Genomic DNA, 21,071 nt, shown 5'->3' on the forward strand with positions numbered 1-21,071 from the left:
TTACAATGGCAGGCTAAACAGGTATAACACCCAAACTGCAGAAAACCCCAACGCAATCAGTGTGTGGACCACACTCACGTTCCTGGTGGATACCGCGCCACCCATATCCGGCTTTTTACCATGGATCATTGCCGGGACCAGCGGATCGTTGTATTTGAAACGATGAAAGATGATCGCCGCCACATGCAGTAACACCAGTAGCTGTAGAAGACCCTGGACGGTCTCATGAAGCTCCCCGCCGATTTCTGCAACCTGGTCGCTTACAGCGCCATAAAACGGGCCATCCCAGATCACATCATCAGTAGAGACCAGCCCGGTTGCTATTTGTAGGGCCAGTAATACCAACAATGCAATAACCATCATCCCACCCGCTGGATTATGACCGTAGTGATGTTCTGCATTGCCGTTGAACATCCCTTTCAGATACGTAATCGTGGTTTTTGGGTGTCGTACAAATGACGTGAAACGTGAATGTTCCGAGCCCATTACGCCCCAGATGATACGAAACAGGATCAGGCCGGATAGCAGGTAGCCCGCGTAAAAGTGCCACTCGATCAGTTCCTCTCCCATATCTCCTGAGATAATCAGAAAGACAAACAACCCGACCAGCGTCCAGTGAAAGATACGGGTAGGCAGATCCCAAACATTGATCATGCGACGCGTAGCGACTTGTATCATGTGAAATTCCTTTCGGTAGTGCTCAATGGAGGGCGGCATTTTATCATCCACCCTATATGTGAAAAATCTAATACTGGGTTAACTTTTGTAAAGTTGCTGGCCCGGTATGGCCTAGACGAGAGTTATGCGAACGGGAGTATCCGCTGGGTCGGGGCGAATGATCAGTTCAACCGCGGTCAGTTTGTGGTGTGGCGAACCCAATAGGTCCAGATCACTGGCTGTTAGCGGAGTGTTGAGGCGTTTCAGGTAGTAATGCCCATCGTAGCAATAGATCTTGTCGCCGATGATGGGGTGGCCCAGTGAAGCAAGGTGTGCGCGGATCTGATGTTTACGACCGGTAAACAGCTCACACTCAACAACGGCCCTATCATCCTGTCGGGTGATCACCCGAAATGCCGTCTTACTCCATTTGGATTTGATATATCCGGCCTCTTCTTCCCGATCTTTCACATAAACCCGGCTACGAATAGCGCTGTTCTCTTTGGAGGCCAGTTCACACTCCAAAACCCTGTTCTGCCAGTCAGGTACTCCGTGTACTTCCGCGTGGTATAGCTTTTTTTCGATAAGGGTATGGAGTTGTTTTTTCCATTTAAGGTCAGCGGCTTTATCTTTGGCGATCAGAATCAGTCCGGCAGTTTCCGTATCAAGACGGTGCAGAAGATGGGCGTCGTAATGCGGTGTTTGACGACGTATCAACTGGATCAGCGTGTTGTAGAGGTTGCGAGTAGTCCGGCTGACCGGCAGTTGATGGGGTTTGTAGACCGCCATAATCTCCTCGTTTTCCCACACAATGCGCCAATTACAATCGGCATACTCCTCGATATGACCAGGAAAACTGATAGAGATAAGGTCGTTTGGTGCTAGGACCTGATCGACGGTAGTGAATCGGTTGTTTAGCCGGATACGCCCTTTTTCTATCCAGCGTACGAGTTCATCCGGGTCATGGTTGGCAAAACGTAGGGCGATAAACTCGATAACCGTTTGGAAATGGTCACTAAGACATTCGGTGAAAACCGGGTACGTGATCTCAAAGGGAAGTTGGTGGTGTGGCAAGGTAGTGAGGCTCTGTTGTCGAATGGAGGCATGATACCTCAATAGGATGAGAATAATAGAATTCGCTGTGAGACCAGAGCCAGAAAGGTCTCACAGCTTGGGAAGCCGTTAGAGATAGTTACTTCGCTTTGTATGCTTTATGGCAGCTCTTGCAGGATTTGCCCAGAGGCCCCATCGCTTTCTTCAGGCTACTGAGGTCCTGGCCGGCTGCAGAGACCATTTGCTCGGAGGCTTTAACCCATGCTTCGTGTTTTTCGCCTACTTTGGAGTCGGCAGCCCACATCTCGGGTTTGGACTTGGTCAGATTTTCCAAGCCTGCAACGCTGTTATCAGACCCTTGTGGCCACATGGTCATGTTGTTCATGGACGCTGCCGCATAAAGGTTGTTCGCTACTGCTTCTGCCAACTCAGCATTGTATTCACGCTTACCCTTCGCCATCGCTCCGAGAATGCCCATGTTGAATTTCACAACCTGCATGTGTGCTTGACGTGCTTCAATCTCTTTTTCAAATGGCTGCTCTGCTGCTACAGGCATCGCCACCAGCGCTGCCAGTGAAACTGCAGATACTGTTTGTACGAGAGATTTCATCTGTTTGACTCCTTTCAAATGGTTGTTTGGTTATGCTGATGCAGCGCAATCCTACCATTATCCATATATTCGATAAATCTAATATTAAGTTAATTTTTGTAAAGAATGGATATGTATCGGGGGCCTTGAGGCCTATCGACGATGATGTGCAAGACGGCGGGTTAAATAGGGAAAAGTTCGGTAGCCGCCAGCACATCATGTATGACAACTATGATTTGTGCTCAATGATAAATATTTAACGTGAATATTGTTCACATAATTGCCATTAAAGGCAAACAAGCGTTTGCCGAAGACGTATTCATATGAGATTCGCGTCCATCAACTAAAAGTGGGTCGAAATCATTATGAATTACAAGGAACGTCAGTTCGGCAAAGTATTCGTCGAGTTTTTCGTGGCTAGCTTGCTTTTAACGACAGTGGTGGTTACGGGGTTTTCCATCGTTGGAACGCACGTTAACGAACACGTTGACAAGATATCGACGAGCCTGATCCAAGAGCCGGAACGAACGGAGGATGGGACGATTGTCGTATCCGATGCGTTTCTCAACCAGTTCGGCCCCACCGCTGCTGGCCCAAAAGAAATCCCGCCTCAACCTCTTGTAAGCGTGGCACCCAACGGATCGGTCATCATCAAACTCACTACGGAAACCATACTTTGGGGTGCCGCAATGCTAGTTTGTTTGGTGTTGTCGGTGTTTCTGTTCCGATTGGCGTTCCGGCGTTTTTAAGTGTTCAGTTGCTCCCCAGACTCCGGATCCAACTTAAAATGGACCTCTCTTGTGGCGGCTCAAGTTTTAGCCTCGCAATCGCCCCTTGGATGGACTCACCAGGTTGTCGGTTCTTGACGGCGCTTACCACGGGGGCCAATTCAATGCCGCCCAGATGCCAGATACCCAGCGGCTGGTCTGGGGTGACGACGACGTCAACTGCTTTGATCTCGCCACTTTGCACGACGGGCATGGTTTTCACTTCAAATTGATCAAAGGTGGTGGCTACATGCATGGGTTGGTCGTCGGGCCAGTGGTGCCGGGTGTGCCAGAACGACCGGTTCTGCCACTGCTCCTCCATACGATAGAAATCGCGCCCGATACGGGCAAAACGATAGAACAATGCCGTTACCCGAGATTGGTGAAACTGTTTAGCCAGTTCCGCATTCTGTGGTGATTTCAACAGGGTGTTGATTACCGCCGGGGCCTGAAGTGCAGAAGACATCGCCTGGAAAATTCCGTTGCCCGAGAGTGGATCGACCGCCATAGCAGCATCCCCTACCCGAATCCAGCGATCGCCAACTGCTTCTTCGCACAAGATCGGTGTACTGGTGCGGGCGTGAGGTTCACCGACCGGTTTAGCATCCGCCATAAACGGAGCAGCCTGTGGGATCTGCAGCAGACGTTCGGTACAGAAGTGGCCCAGTGCCGCCTTCGGAGGCAGGTTTGCTGTAGCTACGTCGAAGGTAAGTTGCAGGTAGCGTTTACCCTGCTCGGTCATTGCAAACCAGGCCCAGCCGTCTTCAAAGCTAACCGCTGCAGATTGTGCGGGAGTTGCCGGGCCTTGCCAGTACTGCAACAGGGAGACGGTCTCAGAGCCGCGGAAGCGCTTTAAGCCGGCGGATGGTGCGGCACGTCCTCGGGCTTCGACCAGAAATGCTCCTTGTAGTGTTTGGGTTGCTCCCTCATCCGGGTATTGAACAGTGACCTCTACACCCGCCTCTGTATGTTGTACTTTGCTGATACGTGCATCGATGCAGGAGACGCCCGCCTCTAATAGATCTTGCCAAATGCCTGCATCCAGGACCCTGCGGTTGATCAGACGCTCGGTATTGGCGCTGTTGCTGGCGCCGTTCCACGTTGCATTGCGGGCCGACGGTTCACGAATCGCTTGGAGTGCGCGCTTAAAGCCTGCGCCTTTCAGGCCTTCAACAACGCGCTCGGAGATCCCTTCCACCGCATCGAATGGACGTGGCTGGCCGATGATAACTACTTGGTAACCCAAACGGATTAGCCCCAAGGCTACCGCGCCACCTGCGGGGCCAGCACCGAGTATGAGGATTGGCGTTTGCATGTGTTATCTCCTTAAGGCCCGGTCCAGACTTCATCCGGACCGCGCTGCTCAGCACCAAAGTAGTTGGCGTAGGATTTCAGGTAGCGCCCCAGCTCTGCGCGGTTTGCATCTGGATGCTCAGCCATATAGTGAGCGATATGGCCGCACATATACGCGGTACCGATGCTCGCGCCAGCAATACTGCCCTCCAGGCAACGAACATGCGCTCCAAAATCAGCGTATTGGGTATTGAGTAGTGACCACTCTGTTTTATCGCATCGGGCGTCACCGGTGGTACGTAACACGCCGGGGTACGCTGAGGGGTAAACCGGATCTCCTTTGGCAGGGGACGATGCGCAGATCAGGATGCCTGCTTCAACGGCTGAGGCGATCGCGGCGCGCAGCTCCTCCCGGTCTGTACGCAGGCCAAGACTCAGGTTGATCACATCGACCTGTTGTTCCGTCAGCCACTCTATAGCTGCAGCTACCTGTAGAGCGGTCGTTGTAAAACGGTCCTGGAATACCTGAGCGACCGTAACTTCTGCACCGGGTGCGCAGTGGTGGATCACGTCAATAATCTTGGTGCCGTGAGCCAACTGATCCGGTTCTGACTCGCTTTGCCAAAGTGCATCGTCCTGCAGGATGAATGCGGCGGCGTCAGCGATCCATTCCGCTTGGTATGGGGCAAAGCCGCTATCAACGATACCCACCCTGATGGCATTCATCTTAACGGGCCTCCAAAGCAGCTTCGATCAACTGACCGTTAATCAACTCAAACCAGCGATCGACGTTTTGCAGTGTTGAAGCGCGATGGCTGATCAGGATGCGGGTTCGGTCTTTAAAAAGCTGATCCACAGCGGTGATGATCTCCCGTTCGGTGGCTTCATCCACTGCCGAGGTGGCTTCATCCATCACCAATACACTCGGCTGCTGAAGCAACGCACGGGCGATGGCGATGCGCTGGCGTTGCCCGCCAGAAAGTTGTTGTCCTCGCTCACCAAGTGGTGTGTCCAGTCCTTGTGGCATCTGTTCGATCAATTCACCCAACTGCGCCTGTATGACGGCGGCTTTGACCTGCTCGTCGGTGGCATTGGGTGCGGCGTAGCGGATGTTGTCGGCTACGCTGCCGCGAAACAACACAATCTCCTGGCTGACGACCGCGATGTGGCGACGTAAACCTGAAAGCGCACAGTGTTTCAGGTCGATGCCATCCAGGGTTATCTGCCCCTGTTGAGGATCGTAATGGCGCTGCAGCAGGTCGATAAGGGTGGACTTCCCTGTTCCGGACGGACCGGTGATAGCGATTTTGCTACCAGATGGGATGTGCAGGTTGGCATTACGCAGGATCGATACCGAACGCTGCTCGGTGGTGTGGGCAAAGCTCACATTGTGTAGTTGCAGTTCGCCTCCTTTCGCTGGCAGTGTGGCATTCTCACTGCTATCCACCAGCACGGGCTCACGGCGCAGTTCCATGACACGTCCGAGGCTGACCGTCATGCGCTGGATGGCGACATACAGGCCCAATAAGCTTTGTACCGGTCCTACCGCCATACCCAGATAGGTTGAGAATGCGATCAGGGCACCCAACTGCCACTGCCCTTCGATCACCCAGTAACCGCCAATCAGGAATGCACCGGCGCGGGACAGTGAGGTTAAGGTGCCCGGTACCGCCTGGGTAAAGAACTCCGTCACCTGAAGTTTCAGTAGGTCACTCAGATAGTGTTCGTTAAGTCCGCTCAGACGGTCGGCTTCCCGCTTTTCCTGACCCACGGACTGAATAAATTTCATTGCTGGCAGGGTTTCCACCAGAAATGAAGACAGATCTGCCGAACGTTCGCGTAAACGACGGGTGCGCACTTCCACTTTACGGCGCATCCAGCGCAACCAAAGCACCTCAATCGGAATCAGCAATGCAACGATCAGGGATAACTGCCAGGACAGTGTCACCATCAACACCACCGCACCGATCAGGCCGATAATGCTGGACACTGCAGAGAACAGGGAATCCACGGCGAAGCGCTGAATCTGTGCCACATCCCCATCCAGGCGGGAAAGAATGTCGCCAATACGGCGTTGGGCAAAGAAAGATGGCGCTAGCTTTTGCAGATGGCCATACACGTCATCACGCAAGCTAAACAGGATGCGCGCCGAGAGTTTGGTATGCAGATAACGATTAATGCCCGACAGCGCAGTACCCAAGATACCCACTAGAATCATAGTCACGGCGACCTGTACCAGTGTGCCGTAATCCTTGGCGATTAAACCGTCGTCGATCAGCATTTTGGTCAGCCAGGGCTGCATTAACACCAGCATGGAGGCGAGCAGTGACAGGCCCAACACGCGCAGGATAGCGGTGCGCTGAGGTGTAACAAAACCAAACAGCCAGCGGAAAGCCTGTTCCAAGGCTTGTGGGTTGGTGGTTTCAACGGCGCGGGAGAGCCATCTGATCATAAAAATACGGTTCTCGGTAAAGTAGATAAACGGTCCTGATTCCACTGTAACCGGATGTAACAAGAGGCATTACAGTAGTTTGTTCGAATATGTAACAGCTTGTAACCATTACGGGTTTTGTCTTCCTTTATATTTGCGGTCAATTCTCTTAAACATCACTTTACAACTAAAAATTAGTAAGAGGATGTACTTAATCTGTAGATCTCCAGTCCCCAATGAGGCGTCAAAATATCTAAGCGCCAGTTCCGGGACGATATAGAGAATAAACGCTGCGAGTCCGCACGTGATTAGAAGGCCGTAGATTAGCTTTTCGGTATCTTTTTTGACTGCCTTGTCGTTATTCATCATTGCTCCTTTGAGTAAGTAGGCTGCTACCCTTCTTGTTCCTGCAAACGACGATAAAGTGTAGCCCGGCTGATACCCAGGGCTTTAGCTGTTGCGCTGATATTACCGTTGTTTTCATCCAGTGCTTTGCGGATGGTTTGCTGTTCACTCTGTTTCAGTATGCCGCCATTCCCCTTCCCGTTTGCGTCTGACTCATTGTGAAGCTGCTCAAGAAAGTCATCGGTCAGATGATCTTCGGTAATCAGCGTTTCGTCATCATCCAGAAATGCGAGCGCCGCTCTGAGCACCGTTTCCATCTGACGGATGTTGCCGGGCCAGCTGTAATGGGCGAGCTTGTCGAGTAGACAGGCATCAAACGCTACGGTGTGAGCGAAACCCATTCGCTGCTCAGTTGCTCTCAGCAACGAGATTAGGAATTCCGGCAAGTCCGCCCGGTCACGCAGTGCGGGCAGTTTGACCCCAACCCCATTCAGGCGGTAAAACAGATCCTCACGAAAATCACCCTCTGCGACAAGCGCACGCATATCGCGATGAGTGGCGCAGATCAGGCGGATATCCAGGGACACCTCCTCCCCGCCGCCTAACGGTGCCACACGGCGTTCTTGCAACACGCGCAGAAGTCGTGCCTGCAATGCCAGCGGCATGTCGCCAATCTCATCCAGAAACAGCGTGCCACCATCGGCTTGCTGGAAGCGCCCGACCATCCCACCGCGGCGGGAACCGGTAAACGCCCCTTCGCGGTAACCAAACAGTTCCGATTCGATCAGTCCTTCAGGGATTGCCGCACAGTTTACGGCGACAAACGGTTTCTTTGCGCGTGGGCCTGCGTCATGCAATGCACGGGCAACCACTTCCTTACCGGTACCGGTTTCACCGTTCAGCAGTACCGGCAGGTCATGGGACATCCCTTTGAGGGCCATCTTCAGGCTGCGGCTGAGGCGTGGGTTCTTACCTGCCACTTCGGTAAGATCCGGGCGTTTCTCTTCGGTACCGCGCCTTACCTGTTGTTTCGCGGTAAATGGGACACTGATACGTGGTTTCGGTAGCTGGACCAGCCGACAATACAGGTTACCGGCCCGGGTTTGCAGAGTGTAGGTTTTGCCCTGCATCAGATGCCCAAGCAGCTGATTGGCACTGATGCCCAGAATCTCTTCCAGTTGGCGGTGTTTGAGCGAACCGTCGCGGATATTAAGAAGCTGGTGAGCGTGTTGATTGGCGCCGAGCAATCCGCCATCGGGATCAACGGCGAGCAGGCCTTGCCAGACGGAATCCAGATACTGTTGACGGGTGTGAATGGCGATAACGGCATTGTCGGAGAAGCTTGCGGAGAACAGACGGTTCTCGATGGAGCGTGCCGCCATCTGGACCACTTCCAGTGGTTGCTGTACGCGACCGCGCAGATGGGTCATGTCCAGCACACCCAGCGTATTACCGCTGGGATCGAAAATGGGTGAAGAGGTGCAACTGAACTGGGTCAGGCGATCCAGAAAGTGTTCGTTACCTTCGATCTTGATCGGACGGCCATCTACCAGGGCTGTTCCGAGGGCGTTGGTGCCGCGGCTGTCCTCACTCCAGCACACACCAGGATTCAGGGCGTAGCGAGCGGCTTTATCGAGGGCGTCGCTGTTACCTTTTACTGCCAATAGACGGGCATCGCAGTCCGCCAGCATCACCAGGGCGCGGTCAGCCGAATACTGGCGCGTCAACATCTCCACTTCCGGTGCTGCACAATCCAGAAGCAGTTTGTTCTGCTCTTTCAGATCCTGCATATCGCCACGGCTCAGTTTTTCAACCTCGGCCATTTTTTGCGTATCCAGGCCAGCGTCAAAGCTGCGCAGCCAAGACGCTTCGATCGATTCGCGCAGCTGGCCATCGGGCAGTTCGCGTTGCAGAACCAGTTGCCGTGTTACATCGGTACGCAACAGGTTATGGGGTTCGGTATTGATCGCCATCGTCCACACCACCTTTATTTTTATTGTTGGGACTTGTGGTTGATCTATTCGGTTACGCTGGGTAACCAACGGGTAATTCAAAAAATAGTAGCAGAAAGCGTTATCCGATTCTTCGATGCCCTTCCCTTCTGCGTCCTGGCTTTCGGGGTGGGTAGCCTAGCTAAAGCAACCAGTCAGCCAAGCTACCCGGCCATCCATGGCGAAGGGGTTGAGTCGTGCTTTGTTTTTCGTCGCCCTCAGAGCGGGCTGCTACGAGCCGTGGATGTAGCAGCCCGCTCTGAGGGCGACATAGGCGTTTCATAGATCAATAGAAATACATCAGCACCGCCTGCAAATACAGGTTGTCGTCACTGTTGCCCTGCGCCGCGATGTTGGCGCTGCCTTCCGGCTCATACAAACCAATCATTGGGCTGAACACCCAGTTGTCGTTGATGGTCCAGAGTGCATACAAGTCGATTTCAGTGGCTGAGTTATCTGCCGCGTTATCTTGAGGACCGAAGTCCCAGTACTGCAGGCCAACCAGCAGGTCTTCACGTGGCGAAACGGTCATTTCGATGCGATCCACATCGTTGCCACTGTTGAACGGGCCGCCATAATTGGCTGCTACCTCACCCTGGAACCAGGTACCGAAACCGCGGGTGAAACCGAAGAACAGAGGATCGAAGGTCTCATCGTCGCTGGTGGAGCTGTCGTCGCCGGAGAACTCCGCGTGGCGGTAATTCAGGTTGGGTGTCCAAGGCAGGTCAGCAAAGGTCCAGCCACCTTCCACGTACCAGGCATTGGCGTCTTTCTCGACCTGATCACCCCCTGTTTCGGACACATATTCAAAGGACAGGAACAGGTTTTCGACACCCATGCTGCCCTGACCGCGCAGGCTGACAATGTCCATTCCGTCACGGTTGTCGAATAACGCCAGGCCGGCACCTACGTCTACATCGGTTGCCTTCATATAACTCAGGCCCAATGTCCCCATCGCATCATCTACGTATTCCAGATTTAAACCGGTCAGTTCGGTGTTCTGTTGGTACTGGTTGTCAGATTTTAGCCAGAACAGGTCGCCCCGTACCGGGCCGTCTGGATCCACTTTAAGAATGGCGGTGTTATCAAAGCTCTTGCGGCCCGCCAGGTAGTAGGCCCCGCCACGGTCCAGACTGCCATTGGAAACAGAATCAAACCCTTTCCCTGGGCTGATGGCATCACCGGCAATCAGGAAACCATCACCGAGGGTGAACATCTGGCGACCGACGGAAAGATCCACCAGGCTGTTGGAGGATTGCCAGCCTAGGTAGGCATTTTCGATATCCAGGTCACTCTCATCACCGGTGGTCAGGCCAAGTCCGTCACCGTCCCCGCGGGTTCCCAATGCGATCAGGCCCAGCCCACCATATAGGGTGCTGCCGTTGTCCATCAGGCTGGAGCCCAGCAAGTCACCTTTGATGTAAGCTTCTTGCCACTGTTTATCGCCCGGTGTGCCGGTGTAGTTTTCGTCCAGAGACATCGTAGCGGCCATCGCTTCGACGTTAAAAGAGAGGGTTTTGCCATTTTCTTCAGAAATTACTGCGGCCATCAGATTGGGCGCAAAGCATACTGATAAAGTTATTGCAGTCAATGATTTACGAAAGGTTGTTATCATTATTTCTCTCCGTAATGCGAACTCGTTTTTATTGTTTTCTGCGTTTTCCGGGTAAAAGATGCCCCCCGGGGACAAAATCCCCGTAAGGGCCAAGAGTGCCGGTTAAGGCTTGGGAATGTTGCTACCCGGAGGTGGCTGCGATTGGGGGAATCCGCCTTTCGCAGCCTAACGATAAAATTGGTTTAACGGACAAAGATCTGGGATGTGGAGATCGCCATATCACCGCCCGGCAGTTTGATGTTGCCCAGCTTCTCCAGTGAGTCGGCATCGTAGATCGCCACATCGTCGAAGGTACCACCCAGATAAACCTTGCTGCCGTCGTGGTTCATGGCGATGCAGTAGTAGGAGTGGTCCAGTTCGGCGGCCTTGATCAGCTTCTGCTGCTTCACGTCGTACTTCGCCAGACGGTTCAGCACGCCGTACACGAGGTTCGGATCTTTTGGTGACTTCATGCCGGTGAAGTAGATCTCAGTGATAGGGCCGAAGTCGGTGGTTTCGGTTTCACCGGTCTCCAGGTCCACGTTCAGGTAACCGTAGATCCAGTCCGCAGTCGCCAGGTCCTGTTTCTCATCCTGGAAACGTGCGGTGGTGTAGAGGATGGTGAAGTCCTTACTTGGCGTCTGGATTGGCCATGCGTTCAGTACGTCGGGTTGCACGTACAGTGGGCGCTCCCAGTTGCGGCTTGGCAGGTGCACGTCGTAGTTGCCGGTTTTCACGTCCATCTTGTAGATATCGGCACCGGCCATGTAGAGGCCGCCATCCTTACCGGTTGCCATCACCGTTACCTGACGCGGTGCCGGGAAGGTACGGACCGGCTTGGCGTCTTTACCATCAGCCGTGTTGTAGACTGCCAAATAGCTGTCCTGCACACGGTAGTGATCACGGTTCAGCTTGGTTGGGTTGTGCATCACGTACAGTTCTTTGCCGTCTGGGCTCAGCGCCATGGAGAACAGTGACTTGGTACGGAGGTACTTCTGTTTATTTGAGAAGGTAGTGTGGAAGCTGATGCTACAGTCGTCGACGTTGATGCCGTACACATCCTCGTAGTGGTTGGTCAGCATGTAGACGGTTTTCTTGTCTGGAGCGACCTGCAGTACACCCGGACCGTACGCCCCTGGAACCTTACAGGTTTTAAGGAGACTGTCGGTCTGCAGATCCAAAACATGGATCTGGTTCGGGTAGTTGGCAACAACCATATACTCCTGCCCCGCTTTCAAAGCCGGGCCGTTGGCGTAAGTATAACCGCTGGTGAGTGCTGCTCCGACGATACCTGCACCGGCCATCAGGCTACGCAGGGTTTTGCGCATCTTGTTTTTGTTATTCATCGCTTTGTCCTGTGCTGGTTACTTCTTATCGGATGGGAACACGGTGCCCAGATTGCGCCAGCTCTCGCCGGAGTCCTGTGCGTTCTCGTTCCAGTTGGTGTGCGTGTTCATCATGTCCGGCACCTGTGCTGGCCACCAACATGGATCAGCGCAGCCATAGAGATCGGATTCCATTGGCTGACACAGGGACGTTACGGAACCGAATGCATCGATCTCCCAGCCCGGGTCAGTGGTGGCGGCACAACCGGCCAGGGATTGCATCGCAACCACCTCTTCCACCTGATCTTCAGCAACCGCTTTGTCTAGCAACTGCGCTTTATTGTTTATCGCTTTCAGATGTTTCATATCAGTTTGCCCTCCGAGGCAAAATGTATTGATCGATGAAGCCCGGGTTCTCGGCCATGATGCGTGCGTACACATCGATGCCGAAATCCACCCAATCCCTCATCAGATCGCAATAGTGGTAGGTCGGACGGGTCGCATCACCGTAACGGGCGTGGCTCTCGTGGTAACAGCCGCCGGAGCAGAGGTTACGGATACGGCAGGAGGCGCAGCCGGTGTTGGTGCGGTCGAGCCGTTGCGAGAGGAAGTCGCCCAGTTGGGCGTGGTCCACGCCGGTCTGAATGTCACCGAAAGTGTTCAGATCGGAGCCGGTGAAACGATGACAGAGGTTGAGATCGCCCTTGTGATCCACCGCCAGCATCTTCAGGCCTGCGCCACAGGGCAGCGCTTTCTTATGGCCTTCGTGGAGATCGGTGATCAACTGGTGCAGGTTGGAGAAACCAATGCTGCGGTTCTCCAGCGCAGCCGCAAGGTACTGCTCACCCAGCGCTTTCATGTTGTCGAACACCTGCTTCAGCTCATCGTCTGGCAGATTGAAGTAAGAGACGTCACCGGATGTCACCGGTGCAAACCCCACTTCGGCAAAGCCCAGCTCGTTGAACAGGTGGTCCCAGATACCTACCACATCGGTAGTGCCCTTGGTCAGGGTGACACGGGCACCGATCGGACGGCGACGGTAACCGGATAGCAGCATCTTTGCCTTCTTGCTCACCACATCGTACGTGCCCTGCCCACCGACGGTGATACGGTTTTTGTCGTGTACCGCTTTGGGACCGTCCATACTCACGGAGAGACCGAAGTTGTGCTCTGCCAGCCAGGCCACTATCTCCTCGTTGAGCAGTGTGGCGTTGGTGGTCATGGTGAACTCCACCCGTTTGCCGCGTTCAGGGATCTCCCGTTCGCACCACGCCACCACCGATTTGATCAGCGGCAGATTGCTTAGCGGCTCACCGCCGAAGAATACGATGTTGTACAGATCCTCGCCCGGAGACTCGGCCAGCATCATCTCGATCGACTGGATCGCCGTCTCGAAGGTCATCTTCTTGCCCGCAGAGGGCTTGTCGAGATCTTCCTTGTAGCAGTAAGTGCAGCTCAGGTTACAGCCGGTATTCACGTTCAGCACGATGGTGTTGAGCGGGAACTGATCCACCGATTTTGCGGCGATCTCTTCGGTCAGCGGCGAGCCGTCGCTTACCACCTCCAACGCGATCAGTTCGCGCAGGGTGTCCGCGATCTGCTGGGCTGTGAAGTTATCGCTCAGGTGGCGGATCAGCTCCGGGCTCGTCCACTTCTCAGTGCTGCTCACCTCACCACGCAGGGTGTCGATCACGCCGGCGGTCACACCATCCAATTCAAACAGTGAGCTGGTGGGGATATGGAACAGCAAGCGGCGTTCGCTCACCTGCACCAGGTGCAGGTTATGCTCGACCAGATTCAGTGTTGAACTGTTGTCTATAGAAAACTGGGCGCTCATGGCAACCTCCTCGTCATACCTCGGTTAAACGTTGTTAAATGCAATCGCTACGCTTATGGCAGCGGTGCATCGTTCCAACGTTGAACCGTAACGATCAGTTGGCCATCGCCCTGCAGGGTCTGGTCACCATCCTTAACAGACGCCACCACTTTCAGGTTGCCGGCGTTGTTGGTGGACATACGGCGTTCCGGGTTAGGACCGGCATTGCCCGGTGTGAACACACCGCTGGCAGCGTCCATACGACCGGCAAAGTGCACGTCGTTGTCCGCTTTCGCCGCTTCGTCGAATGGTTCCACATGCCAGTTGGCAGGCAGGTAACCAATACGGATATCGTCGTCGGTTCCAGACTGGCCGTCAGGACCTGCACCCCAGGCTTCCGCTTCAAAACGGGCCTGTACTTTAGGGGTGCTGCCGCCGTTGCCGCCGACACGGGCAATGGTGAAGGCTGGCTGTACTTTGACGGAATCAACTTTTTTGTAGACAGCAAACTGACCGCCGTTAACGCCGCCGACGGTGACAGCGTTAGCAGAGGTGGTTGCATCTGCATCGGCTTTCGTCAGCACGGTGACGCTGTTGTAGCTGCGTTTCAGCACTTTCTCGATGCTCACACCGTTACCCATGGAGACGCGCCCTTTCAGGCCTGCGCCCACGATGGTGACTTCGGTGGATTCACCCGCTTTCAGGTTTTGCGGATAAACCGCGATGATCTGACTGTTGCCGGTGGTCGCCTTGGCCGCTGTGAACTCCATACCGCGTTCATCGTGTGCCGCTTCAAACACACGGCCTCTCAGGTTCATACCGTCTTTGCTCGCCGCCAGAACCTGGCGGGTGATCACTCCACCCAGATCGATCTCTGCGCGCCACTCAAAACCGGTATAGACAATCGCGCTGCCGCTGCCTTTTAGTGGTGTGCCATCCGCCCACTGGCCATCAACGGAAACGCTGTACTGGTCACCCTCTTGCTTGGTAACCGTCATCAGGCCACTGCCGTCACCCCGGCCCGGTTGGTGTACCGCAAAGCTCCACTGGCCAACGAATTCTGGTTTAGGAGCAGCTTGCCAGTGATCCCAGCTGTCGCTGTCCATCGGGAACATCTTGGCCAGTTTCGGCACCATGTCGTTGATCGCCATTGGGAACCAGTCACGGTCACGCGCCAGTGCCTGGTATTCGGTAGACGGCCATTGACCCAAATGGAAATGCACCAGGTGTTCCCACTCCTCTGCCGGACGGCGTTGCAGACCCACACGGGCACCGGAGTGGCAACGTGCGCACATCTCTTCGAAGAAGGAATCATCGAAGGCTTCCATGGTGTCCAGGCGGCGCTCCATGGCATAGCGGTAGTCAGCAGTTTCTTCTGGCGCCAAGCCCTGGCGGTCCGCCAGGTACTTCACGACCGCTGAACGCTCATCATCACTGATCTGCAGACCATGCATCATCTGCATACGACCGATGGTCATCAGCCAGCCTTCCGGAGTTTTGCGCTGGTGGCTGATACGACTCCATTGCGGTGCGCCCTCGTTCTTTTTCGTGTGGCTTTCCTCGGTATGACACGCAAGGCATTTGCTTTGCACGATTTTCACTGCGTCCTCTTGAGCCGAAGCAGGTAACGCGGTGGTAGCCAGCGCAGCACTGATCGCAAACGCCAACGGACTTCTTATTATTGTGTTCAAGGCCAGACCTCCTTTTGTTTTTGTTGTCCGGTAACACCAACATCACCGGTGCATCTAACCTGTCCTCACACGTAGCGAAGCCCGTGCCAAAATTGTAATTTCCTTTAATTACAGTGGGTTAAGTATAAAAATGGTGGGTTCGGGGATACCCGTATCGCGCTGCACACTGTTGCAGAACAAGACAGGCTGTCCAAAGTTGAGACACATGAACATTGCAAACTTATCTGGCGCTTTTGAAAAGTTGGGCATCGCGTTGCGATGGCCAACCTACAGCAATGCGATCTATGTAGGTTGGCCATTTGGAACAAATGCCCAACACCCGATCTGACTCGTTTTTTTACACTCCGTCTCAGAATGTGACACACCTCGTGCTGAGCAAAATTTTTCGTGAAATTTTAAAAGTCTCATAAAAACAAGTGGTTAACTGCTTTTGTTATGGTTGGCACAGGGATTGCGCTAGCTGATCGACATTGCCAAAACAAAAACAAGAAGGTTTAACCATGAATTACTCTGATGCAGCGATGGCGGATACAACCGCGTTTATTAACCAGGAACATAAGCTGTTCATCGGCGCCGAGCGCAGTCTGGCCGCATCCGGTCGCACGCTTGACGTATATAACCCGGCAACAGGAAAGGTCATCACTAAAGTCCCTGCAGGTGATAAAGCAGACATTGATCAGGCGGTGGCGGCGGCCCGCCAAACATTTGATGATTCTGAATGGTCCCGACTGAAACCGGGTGATCGCGAACGTCTGCTGTGGCGTCTGGCGGATCTGATCGAACAGAATGCTGAGCTACTGGCAGAGATCGAGTCGATTGATAACGGGAAAAGCAAAGGGATAGCCCAGGCGGTCGATATCCGTCTGGCCACTGACTTCCTGCGTTACATGGCGGGTTGGGCGACTAAGATTGAAGGCCAGACCGTCAATCCAAGCTTGCCGTTTATGCCGGGTGCTGAAACCTTCGCCTACACCGCGCGCGAAGCGGTAGGCGTCGTGGGTGCCATTGTGGCCTGGAACTTCCCGCTGCTGCTGGCGTGTTGGAAATTGGGCCCAGCACTGGCCACCGGCTGCACCGTGGTACTGAAACCGGCTGAAGAAACCCCGCTGACTGCACTGAAGTTGGGTGAATTGGTGCTGGAAGCGGGTTATCCGACGGGCGTGGTGAATATCGTGACCGGAGAAGGTCACGAAGCAGGTGCGGCCCTCTCTGCCCATCCGGATGTGGATAAGCTCACCTTCACCGGCTCCACCGAGGTGGGCAAGCTGATCGGTAAAGCCGCGATGGACTCCATGACCCGTGTAACGCTGGAGCTGGGTGGTAAGTCCCCTACTATCGTGATGCCGGATGCAGATCTGACTGTTGCAGCTCAGGGCGCCGCAAATGCGATCTTCTTCAACCACGGCCAGGTGTGCTGCGCCGGTTCCCGTCTGTATGTACACAAGAAACACTTTGACCGTGTGGTGGCTGATGTAAGCGATATCGCCGCCAGCCTGCCGCTGGGTCACGGACTGGATACTAATGCTCAGATGGGGCCGCTGGTGTCTGCCCGACAGCAGGAACGTGTGCAGGGGTACATCAATCAGGGGCTGGAATCAGGTGCGCGTGCAACAGTGGGCGGTACTGCCTATGACGGTGAAGGCTACTTCGTGAAACCAACTGTACTGGTGGATGTGGACCAGCAATCAGCCGTGACCCGTGAAGAGATCTTTGGTCCGGTGCTGGTGGCGATGCCGTTTGACGATATGGACGAAGCGATCCGTATTGCCAACGACAGCCAGTATGGTCTGGGTGCGAGTATCTGGTCTAACAACCTGTCGCAAGTGCACCGTATGATCCCACGCATCAAGTCCGGTTCTGTTTGGGTGAACTGCCACACTGCACTGGATCCGTCCCTGCCGTTTGGCGGATTCAAGCAGTCTGGTCTGGGTCGCGAGATGGGCCGGGAGGTGCTGGAGCACTACACCGAGGTGAAATCAGTGGTTATTAATCTGTAAGGTTTGTCGGTCCTTAGCATAAGTCGCGATCGGAGCTCGCTGCTACAAACCCGCACCCGTAGCAGCCCGCTCCGAGGGCGACTTATTAAACCCTGCAATAGGTCGCGGTCGGAGACCGCTGCTACAATCCTAAACGCCCCTGTAGCAGCCTTCTCCGAAGGCGACATATATCGTGTATCGTGTTTTTGGGTACGTTCAGTCGTTTTTGGAAGCACGGAACAACGTATCCCTGTGCTCCTGTGCCAATTGTTGTTTCTGTTGCTCTTTTATATCCACCCAAAGTTGCCCTGCCTGAATACCTTCAATCCGTTGTCGATACTTAGTGCTGGCGCGTTCAAATACATGCCCGATAGAGATCTTTTGTTGGTTCTCCAAGATCTGCAGTGCATTGAGGTAGTTCCAGAGTAGATCAGCCAATTCATCTTCGAGAGAACACGCCCGGCTAGAATAAAGTTCGTCCTTAACCTCACCGATCTCTTCAGCCAATGCATCCAGGTATGTTTCAGCGCCCGTGGCCCATCCGCTTTCCTGATCGATCAGGCTTTTGGCTTTGGTCAGGGCGAGCAGCTCAATTAAATGTTTCGGATTCATGATGGCTTTGCTAATCCTTTTTCGTAGCAACACATTTGATTGGATCATAGCGTTGTTGTCAGCCGCAGGCATTAGTCGATAGACGTGTGTGCCTGATTTAAATGCCGCCAAATGTCGTTGAGGCCCCCCTTCCACTGCTGCATCAAAGGCTCAGCATCTTAACAATGTTGCTAGATGTTTATGGCGCCCTCGTCTAACCACACTCATCCTTCTAAACCGGTCTAAGCTGCAAGAAGAAGCAGGAGGCTATGATGAAACGTCGCACTCTTGTCACTGGATTACTGTCCACGCCACTTTTTGCATATTTACCGCCACTAAATGCCGCCAATCAGCAGATCGAATTGGTTGGCACATTAGTGAATATGCCGCGCAACGAACTGCAGCCCTGGATTGTTAAACAGATCCGAGACGGTCGTTTGCGAAAACCCGAGCTGATCAAGGCATTGCTTAGCGCAGGAGTCAGCCACATCGAGCCAAGACCAGTAGGCTTCAAATACCATGCGGTGCTGATGGTGGATGCGGTACGTCGTATGTCTCTTGAGGCGGAGGGGATTGCCAACTGGATACCGATTCTTTGGAATGTGGACTACTTCAAGCACAGCCAGGCGCGCAGCCGGAACATATCCGATTGGCATCTGGAAAATGCGCGAAGCGAGCTTCCTACTCTTGCAGAGGCCCCTGCTTTTTATACGCAAGGGATGCGTTCGCGAACCTGGTTGCAGGCTGATACTGCAATTACCCGCTTGGCCCGGTCTGGCAGCATGCATCAGGTGTTTGAGCTGATGCTGGAGTGGGCGGTACGCGATTTTCACTCCATCGGTCATAAAGCGATTTTGCTTGCGGGTGTGTGGCGCAGTCTTGAATACAGTGGCTGGCAGGACATCGAAACAATTCTGCGTGGTACCAGTTATGCCCTGCTCGCCGATGGTAACGTCTCGGCGGATCAGGAAGATGGCTGGTGGGTGAAGGATTATCCGGAAAACCTACTATTCAGTGAGAAAATTACAGAGGTTGCGTTCATACCTGGATCAAAACCGTCTGATACCGAAGCGTTGGTTGATGTGATGCGTAAGCGTGACTCCCGCTATTGCAGCGAATTTGCGGTTGAGCGGATAGCCAAGGGGATGAATATTCAGGCGCTGTGGGATGCGGTGTTTCTTACTGCTGCGGATAGCGTAATGAATCGTCCGAATATTCCAATGTTGCACTGTATTACTGTCAGCCATGCACTTCATTCTTTGTGGCAGCGTACTTCCAATCCGGCGATGAGACGGGTTATTCCGCTTCAGGCGATTAGTTACGTAGTGCAGATGAAACGACAGCGTCCATCGGGTGGTTGGAACGATATGAATGTATTAGCGCTTCGGCCGGAAGCTAAGGCCAGCAGTGATAACGGTGCTCAATTTGATGCATTGGGTGACAGTATCGGGTATGCGCCTGATGATGCCCGAGCGTTGATCCAAGCTTATCCGCTTGACAGCGATTGGTGGAAGCTGAAGCAACAGCTTAATACTTGGCTGCTGTATAAATCGAACAGAGCCCACGACTTCAAATATGGCGCGGCCGTACTGGAAACCATGGAATGGCTGTCGTCAGAGTGGCGCACGCCTTACCTCGCAGCCTGCTCTCGACTGCTGATGGGAAGCAACATGCCGGACAGCGTTGAAGGTCAGCAGATCGAAACCTGGTTGGGTGGTGCGTTTAGTTAATCAAGCCGTGATTGTTTCCAGCAGTGCCCTGAACACTTTCAGATGATGCTCCAGCGATTGCTCGTCTTTAGCTTTGATCAGCTGTCCGTTTGAGTCATTAATCGCACCGATCATCATCAGGTTGTCGGCCATATCAAACTGCTCAACCGCATCGCCCTGTTCATCGCAACCGTCAGTGGGCTGGTTCACCCTATCGCTGTATAAACGCCCATCCAGGGTATAGCCCCATACCGGCTTTCTGCGGGCAGCCATATAACCCATCTCAAACGCTGTGCCCACATCCATACTTGGTCCACGGAATGGTGTCATGTTGGCGATTAAAAGGTCCGAATCGTCCATGAGATGGAGATTGGCGCGGTAGATAGCAAGGCCTGCTTCGTAGGGCGTTAGCCCTGACAGGTCCAGTTCGGTATCCAGGGGGAAATGTCCTTGCAATCCATATTCGGCACAGAGCGTGACTTTGGCTGCACCAGCGGCTTTGGCGTTAGGCCAGAATACATCCGGGCCTGCGAGATAGACTTTTTTCATTTTACTGATCTCCTTCTGAGCGGATGGTGTGCCTACAGATTCTTCCAAAATGTCATGACTTCTTCATTGCGCACGCACGTGTTGACGACGTTGTCGGTTAGCTGCTGCGAAGAACAACAGTACTCGAAAAATCGTTGTTCGCAGAGTTTATAAGTACATAGTTGGTCGTACTTCGTATATGACATAGGTTCAGATCTCCCGTGTAACGTCAGCGGGCGGCGGCGCGTCTATTTCTTTTTAGTCTTTAAAACCAACAGGTTACCACCCTTGTCGATAGGGCTTTCTGTATTAAGAGTGATGATATAGACCTCAAAAAACCACAAATTTAATGTGATACAAAATATTGATCATGATCACGAAAAGTGTAATATTACACAAAGTTGAGGATCGTAGTGCTTGTATCTGTATCACTTTGGGAGGTCAGCCCCGTGGCAGATATAAAGGACTGAAACTTACACATCGCACCTAGTAGCCATTGAATCAGGGACCGGGTTGCGGTGTTGAAGCACTTCGTCACCGTCTTCTATATATAAGAAGACGGAGGTCCTCTAAGCCAAATACAGTGAGGAGAGGTAACAACAATGACAGATGCTTACATCTGCGATGCGATCCGTACCCCGTTTGGCCGCTACGGCGGTGGTCTTTCCAGTGTTCGAGCTGATGACCTGGGTGCGGTGCCCCTGAAAGCACTGAT

Annotated in this window: 17 protein-coding genes; 3 read left to right on the forward strand and 14 right to left on the reverse strand. The window is 53.6% G+C overall.

The features are described 5' to 3' along the window. The 3 genes from QKW35_RS15885 to QKW35_RS15895 form a co-directional block, all read right to left on the reverse strand. Positions 1-678 carry a cytochrome b/b6 domain-containing protein gene (locus QKW35_RS15885; protein WP_282354644.1) on the reverse strand — a complete coding sequence of 226 codons (678 nt, stop codon included), beginning with the start codon at positions 676-678 and terminating at the stop codon, positions 1-3. Between the two features lie 111 nt (positions 679-789). Then, on the reverse strand, positions 790-1,731 hold the full coding sequence (locus tag QKW35_RS15890) for an RluA family pseudouridine synthase (protein ID WP_282354645.1): 942 nt from the start codon (positions 1,729-1,731) through the stop codon (positions 790-792). Between the two features lie 118 nt (positions 1,732-1,849). Then, entirely contained in the window at positions 1,850-2,320 is a 471-nt protein-coding gene (locus QKW35_RS15895) for a c-type cytochrome (RefSeq protein ID WP_282354646.1), read from the reverse strand. Between the two features lie 344 nt (positions 2,321-2,664). On the opposite strand from QKW35_RS15895, the gene QKW35_RS15900 reads away from it, so the two are divergent. Then, a complete protein-coding gene (locus tag QKW35_RS15900; RefSeq protein ID WP_282354648.1) occupies positions 2,665-3,048 on the forward strand; it encodes a hypothetical protein in 384 nt (127 codons plus the stop codon). Positions 3,049-3,052: 4 nt separating this feature from the next. On the opposite strand, the gene qhpG is transcribed toward QKW35_RS15900, so the two are convergent. The 9 genes from qhpG to peaA all read right to left on the reverse strand — a co-directional run bounded on the left by qhpG (position 3,053) and on the right by peaA (position 15,552). After that, entirely contained in the window at positions 3,053-4,381 is a 1,329-nt protein-coding gene (qhpG, locus tag QKW35_RS15905) for a flavin-dependent monooxygenase QhpG (RefSeq protein ID WP_282354649.1), read from the reverse strand. A gap of 11 nt (positions 4,382-4,392) precedes the next feature. Next, a complete protein-coding gene (qhpE, locus tag QKW35_RS15910) occupies positions 4,393-5,085 on the reverse strand; it encodes a subtilisin-like serine protease QhpE (RefSeq protein ID WP_282354651.1) in 693 nt (230 codons plus the stop codon). 1 nt (position 5,086) lies between these two features. Beyond that, positions 5,087-6,811 carry an ABC transporter ATP-binding protein gene (locus QKW35_RS15915; RefSeq protein WP_282354653.1) on the reverse strand — a complete coding sequence of 575 codons (1,725 nt, stop codon included), beginning with the start codon at positions 6,809-6,811 and terminating at the stop codon, positions 5,087-5,089. Positions 6,812-7,182: 371 nt separating this feature from the next. Beyond that, entirely contained in the window at positions 7,183-9,108 is a 1,926-nt protein-coding gene (locus QKW35_RS15920; protein ID WP_282354656.1) for a sigma-54-dependent Fis family transcriptional regulator, read from the reverse strand. Between the two features lie 304 nt (positions 9,109-9,412). Beyond that, positions 9,413-10,675, reverse strand: a complete 1,263-nt coding sequence (locus QKW35_RS15925) for an alginate export family protein (protein ID WP_282354657.1) — start codon at positions 10,673-10,675, stop codon at positions 9,413-9,415. A 248-nt stretch (positions 10,676-10,923) separates the two neighbouring features. Beyond that, complete coding sequence (gene peaD, locus QKW35_RS15930; RefSeq protein WP_282354660.1) at positions 10,924-12,066, reverse strand: quinohemoprotein amine dehydrogenase subunit beta; 1,143 nt, start codon at positions 12,064-12,066, stop codon at positions 10,924-10,926. Between the two features lie 18 nt (positions 12,067-12,084). Next, positions 12,085-12,411, reverse strand: a complete 327-nt coding sequence (qhpC, locus tag QKW35_RS15935) for a quinohemoprotein amine dehydrogenase subunit gamma (protein ID WP_282354661.1) — start codon at positions 12,409-12,411, stop codon at positions 12,085-12,087. 1 nt (position 12,412) lies between these two features. Next, positions 12,413-13,882 (reverse strand): quinohemoprotein amine dehydrogenase maturation protein, encoded by a 1,470-nt coding sequence (gene peaB / locus QKW35_RS15940; protein ID WP_282354663.1) that lies wholly within the window; start codon positions 13,880-13,882, stop codon positions 12,413-12,415. A 53-nt stretch (positions 13,883-13,935) separates the two neighbouring features. Then, entirely contained in the window at positions 13,936-15,552 is a 1,617-nt protein-coding gene (gene peaA, locus QKW35_RS15945) for a quinohemoprotein amine dehydrogenase subunit alpha (RefSeq protein WP_282354665.1), read from the reverse strand. 500 nt (positions 15,553-16,052) lie between these two features. Here peaA and QKW35_RS15950 point away from each other — a divergent pair, with 500 nt between their 5' ends. Further along, positions 16,053-17,549: an aldehyde dehydrogenase family protein gene (locus tag QKW35_RS15950; RefSeq protein ID WP_282354667.1), complete on the forward strand. Its 1,497-nt coding sequence runs from the start codon at positions 16,053-16,055 to the stop codon at positions 17,547-17,549. 195 nt (positions 17,550-17,744) lie between these two features. On the opposite strand, the gene QKW35_RS15955 is transcribed toward QKW35_RS15950, so the two are convergent. Continuing rightward, a complete protein-coding gene (locus QKW35_RS15955; RefSeq protein ID WP_282354669.1) occupies positions 17,745-18,140 on the reverse strand; it encodes a MazG nucleotide pyrophosphohydrolase domain-containing protein in 396 nt (131 codons plus the stop codon). A 251-nt stretch (positions 18,141-18,391) separates the two neighbouring features. Between QKW35_RS15955 and QKW35_RS15960 the strand changes: the two genes are divergently transcribed. After that, entirely contained in the window at positions 18,392-19,849 is a 1,458-nt protein-coding gene (locus tag QKW35_RS15960; protein ID WP_282354671.1) for a hypothetical protein, read from the forward strand. Here QKW35_RS15960 and QKW35_RS15965 read toward each other — a convergent pair whose 3' ends face one another. Beyond that, positions 19,850-20,377: a nucleoside 2-deoxyribosyltransferase gene (locus QKW35_RS15965; protein WP_282354673.1), complete on the reverse strand. Its 528-nt coding sequence runs from the start codon at positions 20,375-20,377 to the stop codon at positions 19,850-19,852. Between the last annotated feature and the right edge of the window lie 694 nt (positions 20,378-21,071).

The organism is Pontibacterium granulatum (assembly GCF_029961155.1).
Taxonomy (GTDB): domain Bacteria; phylum Pseudomonadota; class Gammaproteobacteria; order Pseudomonadales; family Balneatricaceae; genus Pontibacterium; species Pontibacterium granulatum.

Bases quoted from the DNA above. Each gene is read 5' to 3' on its own strand.
- QKW35_RS15885 (WP_282354644.1), bottom strand. From the start codon at position 678: ATGATACAAGTCGCTACGCGTCGCATGATCAATGTTTGGGATCTGCCT.
- QKW35_RS15895 (WP_282354646.1), bottom strand. From the start codon at position 2,320: ATGAAATCTCTCGTACAAACAGTATCTGCAGTTTCACTGGCAGCGCTG.
- QKW35_RS15900 (WP_282354648.1), top strand. From the start codon at position 2,665: ATGAATTACAAGGAACGTCAGTTCGGCAAAGTATTCGTCGAGTTTTTC.
- qhpG (WP_282354649.1), bottom strand. From the start codon at position 4,381: ATGCAAACGCCAATCCTCATACTCGGTGCTGGCCCCGCAGGTGGCGCG.
- qhpE (WP_282354651.1), bottom strand. From the start codon at position 5,085: ATGAATGCCATCAGGGTGGGTATCGTTGATAGCGGCTTTGCCCCATAC.
- QKW35_RS15915 (WP_282354653.1), bottom strand. From the start codon at position 6,811: ATGATCAGATGGCTCTCCCGCGCCGTTGAAACCACCAACCCACAAGCC.
- QKW35_RS15920 (WP_282354656.1), bottom strand. From the start codon at position 9,108: ATGGCGATCAATACCGAACCCCATAACCTGTTGCGTACCGATGTAACA.
- QKW35_RS15925 (WP_282354657.1), bottom strand. From the start codon at position 10,675: ATGGCCGCAGTAATTTCTGAAGAAAATGGCAAAACCCTCTCTTTTAAC.
- peaD (WP_282354660.1), bottom strand. From the start codon at position 12,066: ATGAATAACAAAAACAAGATGCGCAAAACCCTGCGTAGCCTGATGGCC.
- qhpC (WP_282354661.1), bottom strand. From the start codon at position 12,411: ATGAAACATCTGAAAGCGATAAACAATAAAGCGCAGTTGCTAGACAAA.
- peaB (WP_282354663.1), bottom strand. From the start codon at position 13,882: ATGAGCGCCCAGTTTTCTATAGACAACAGTTCAACACTGAATCTGGTC.
- QKW35_RS15950 (WP_282354667.1), top strand. From the start codon at position 16,053: ATGAATTACTCTGATGCAGCGATGGCGGATACAACCGCGTTTATTAAC.
- QKW35_RS15955 (WP_282354669.1), bottom strand. From the start codon at position 18,140: ATGAATCCGAAACATTTAATTGAGCTGCTCGCCCTGACCAAAGCCAAA.
- QKW35_RS15960 (WP_282354671.1), top strand. From the start codon at position 18,392: ATGAAACGTCGCACTCTTGTCACTGGATTACTGTCCACGCCACTTTTT.
- QKW35_RS15965 (WP_282354673.1), bottom strand. From the start codon at position 20,377: ATGAAAAAAGTCTATCTCGCAGGCCCGGATGTATTCTGGCCTAACGCC.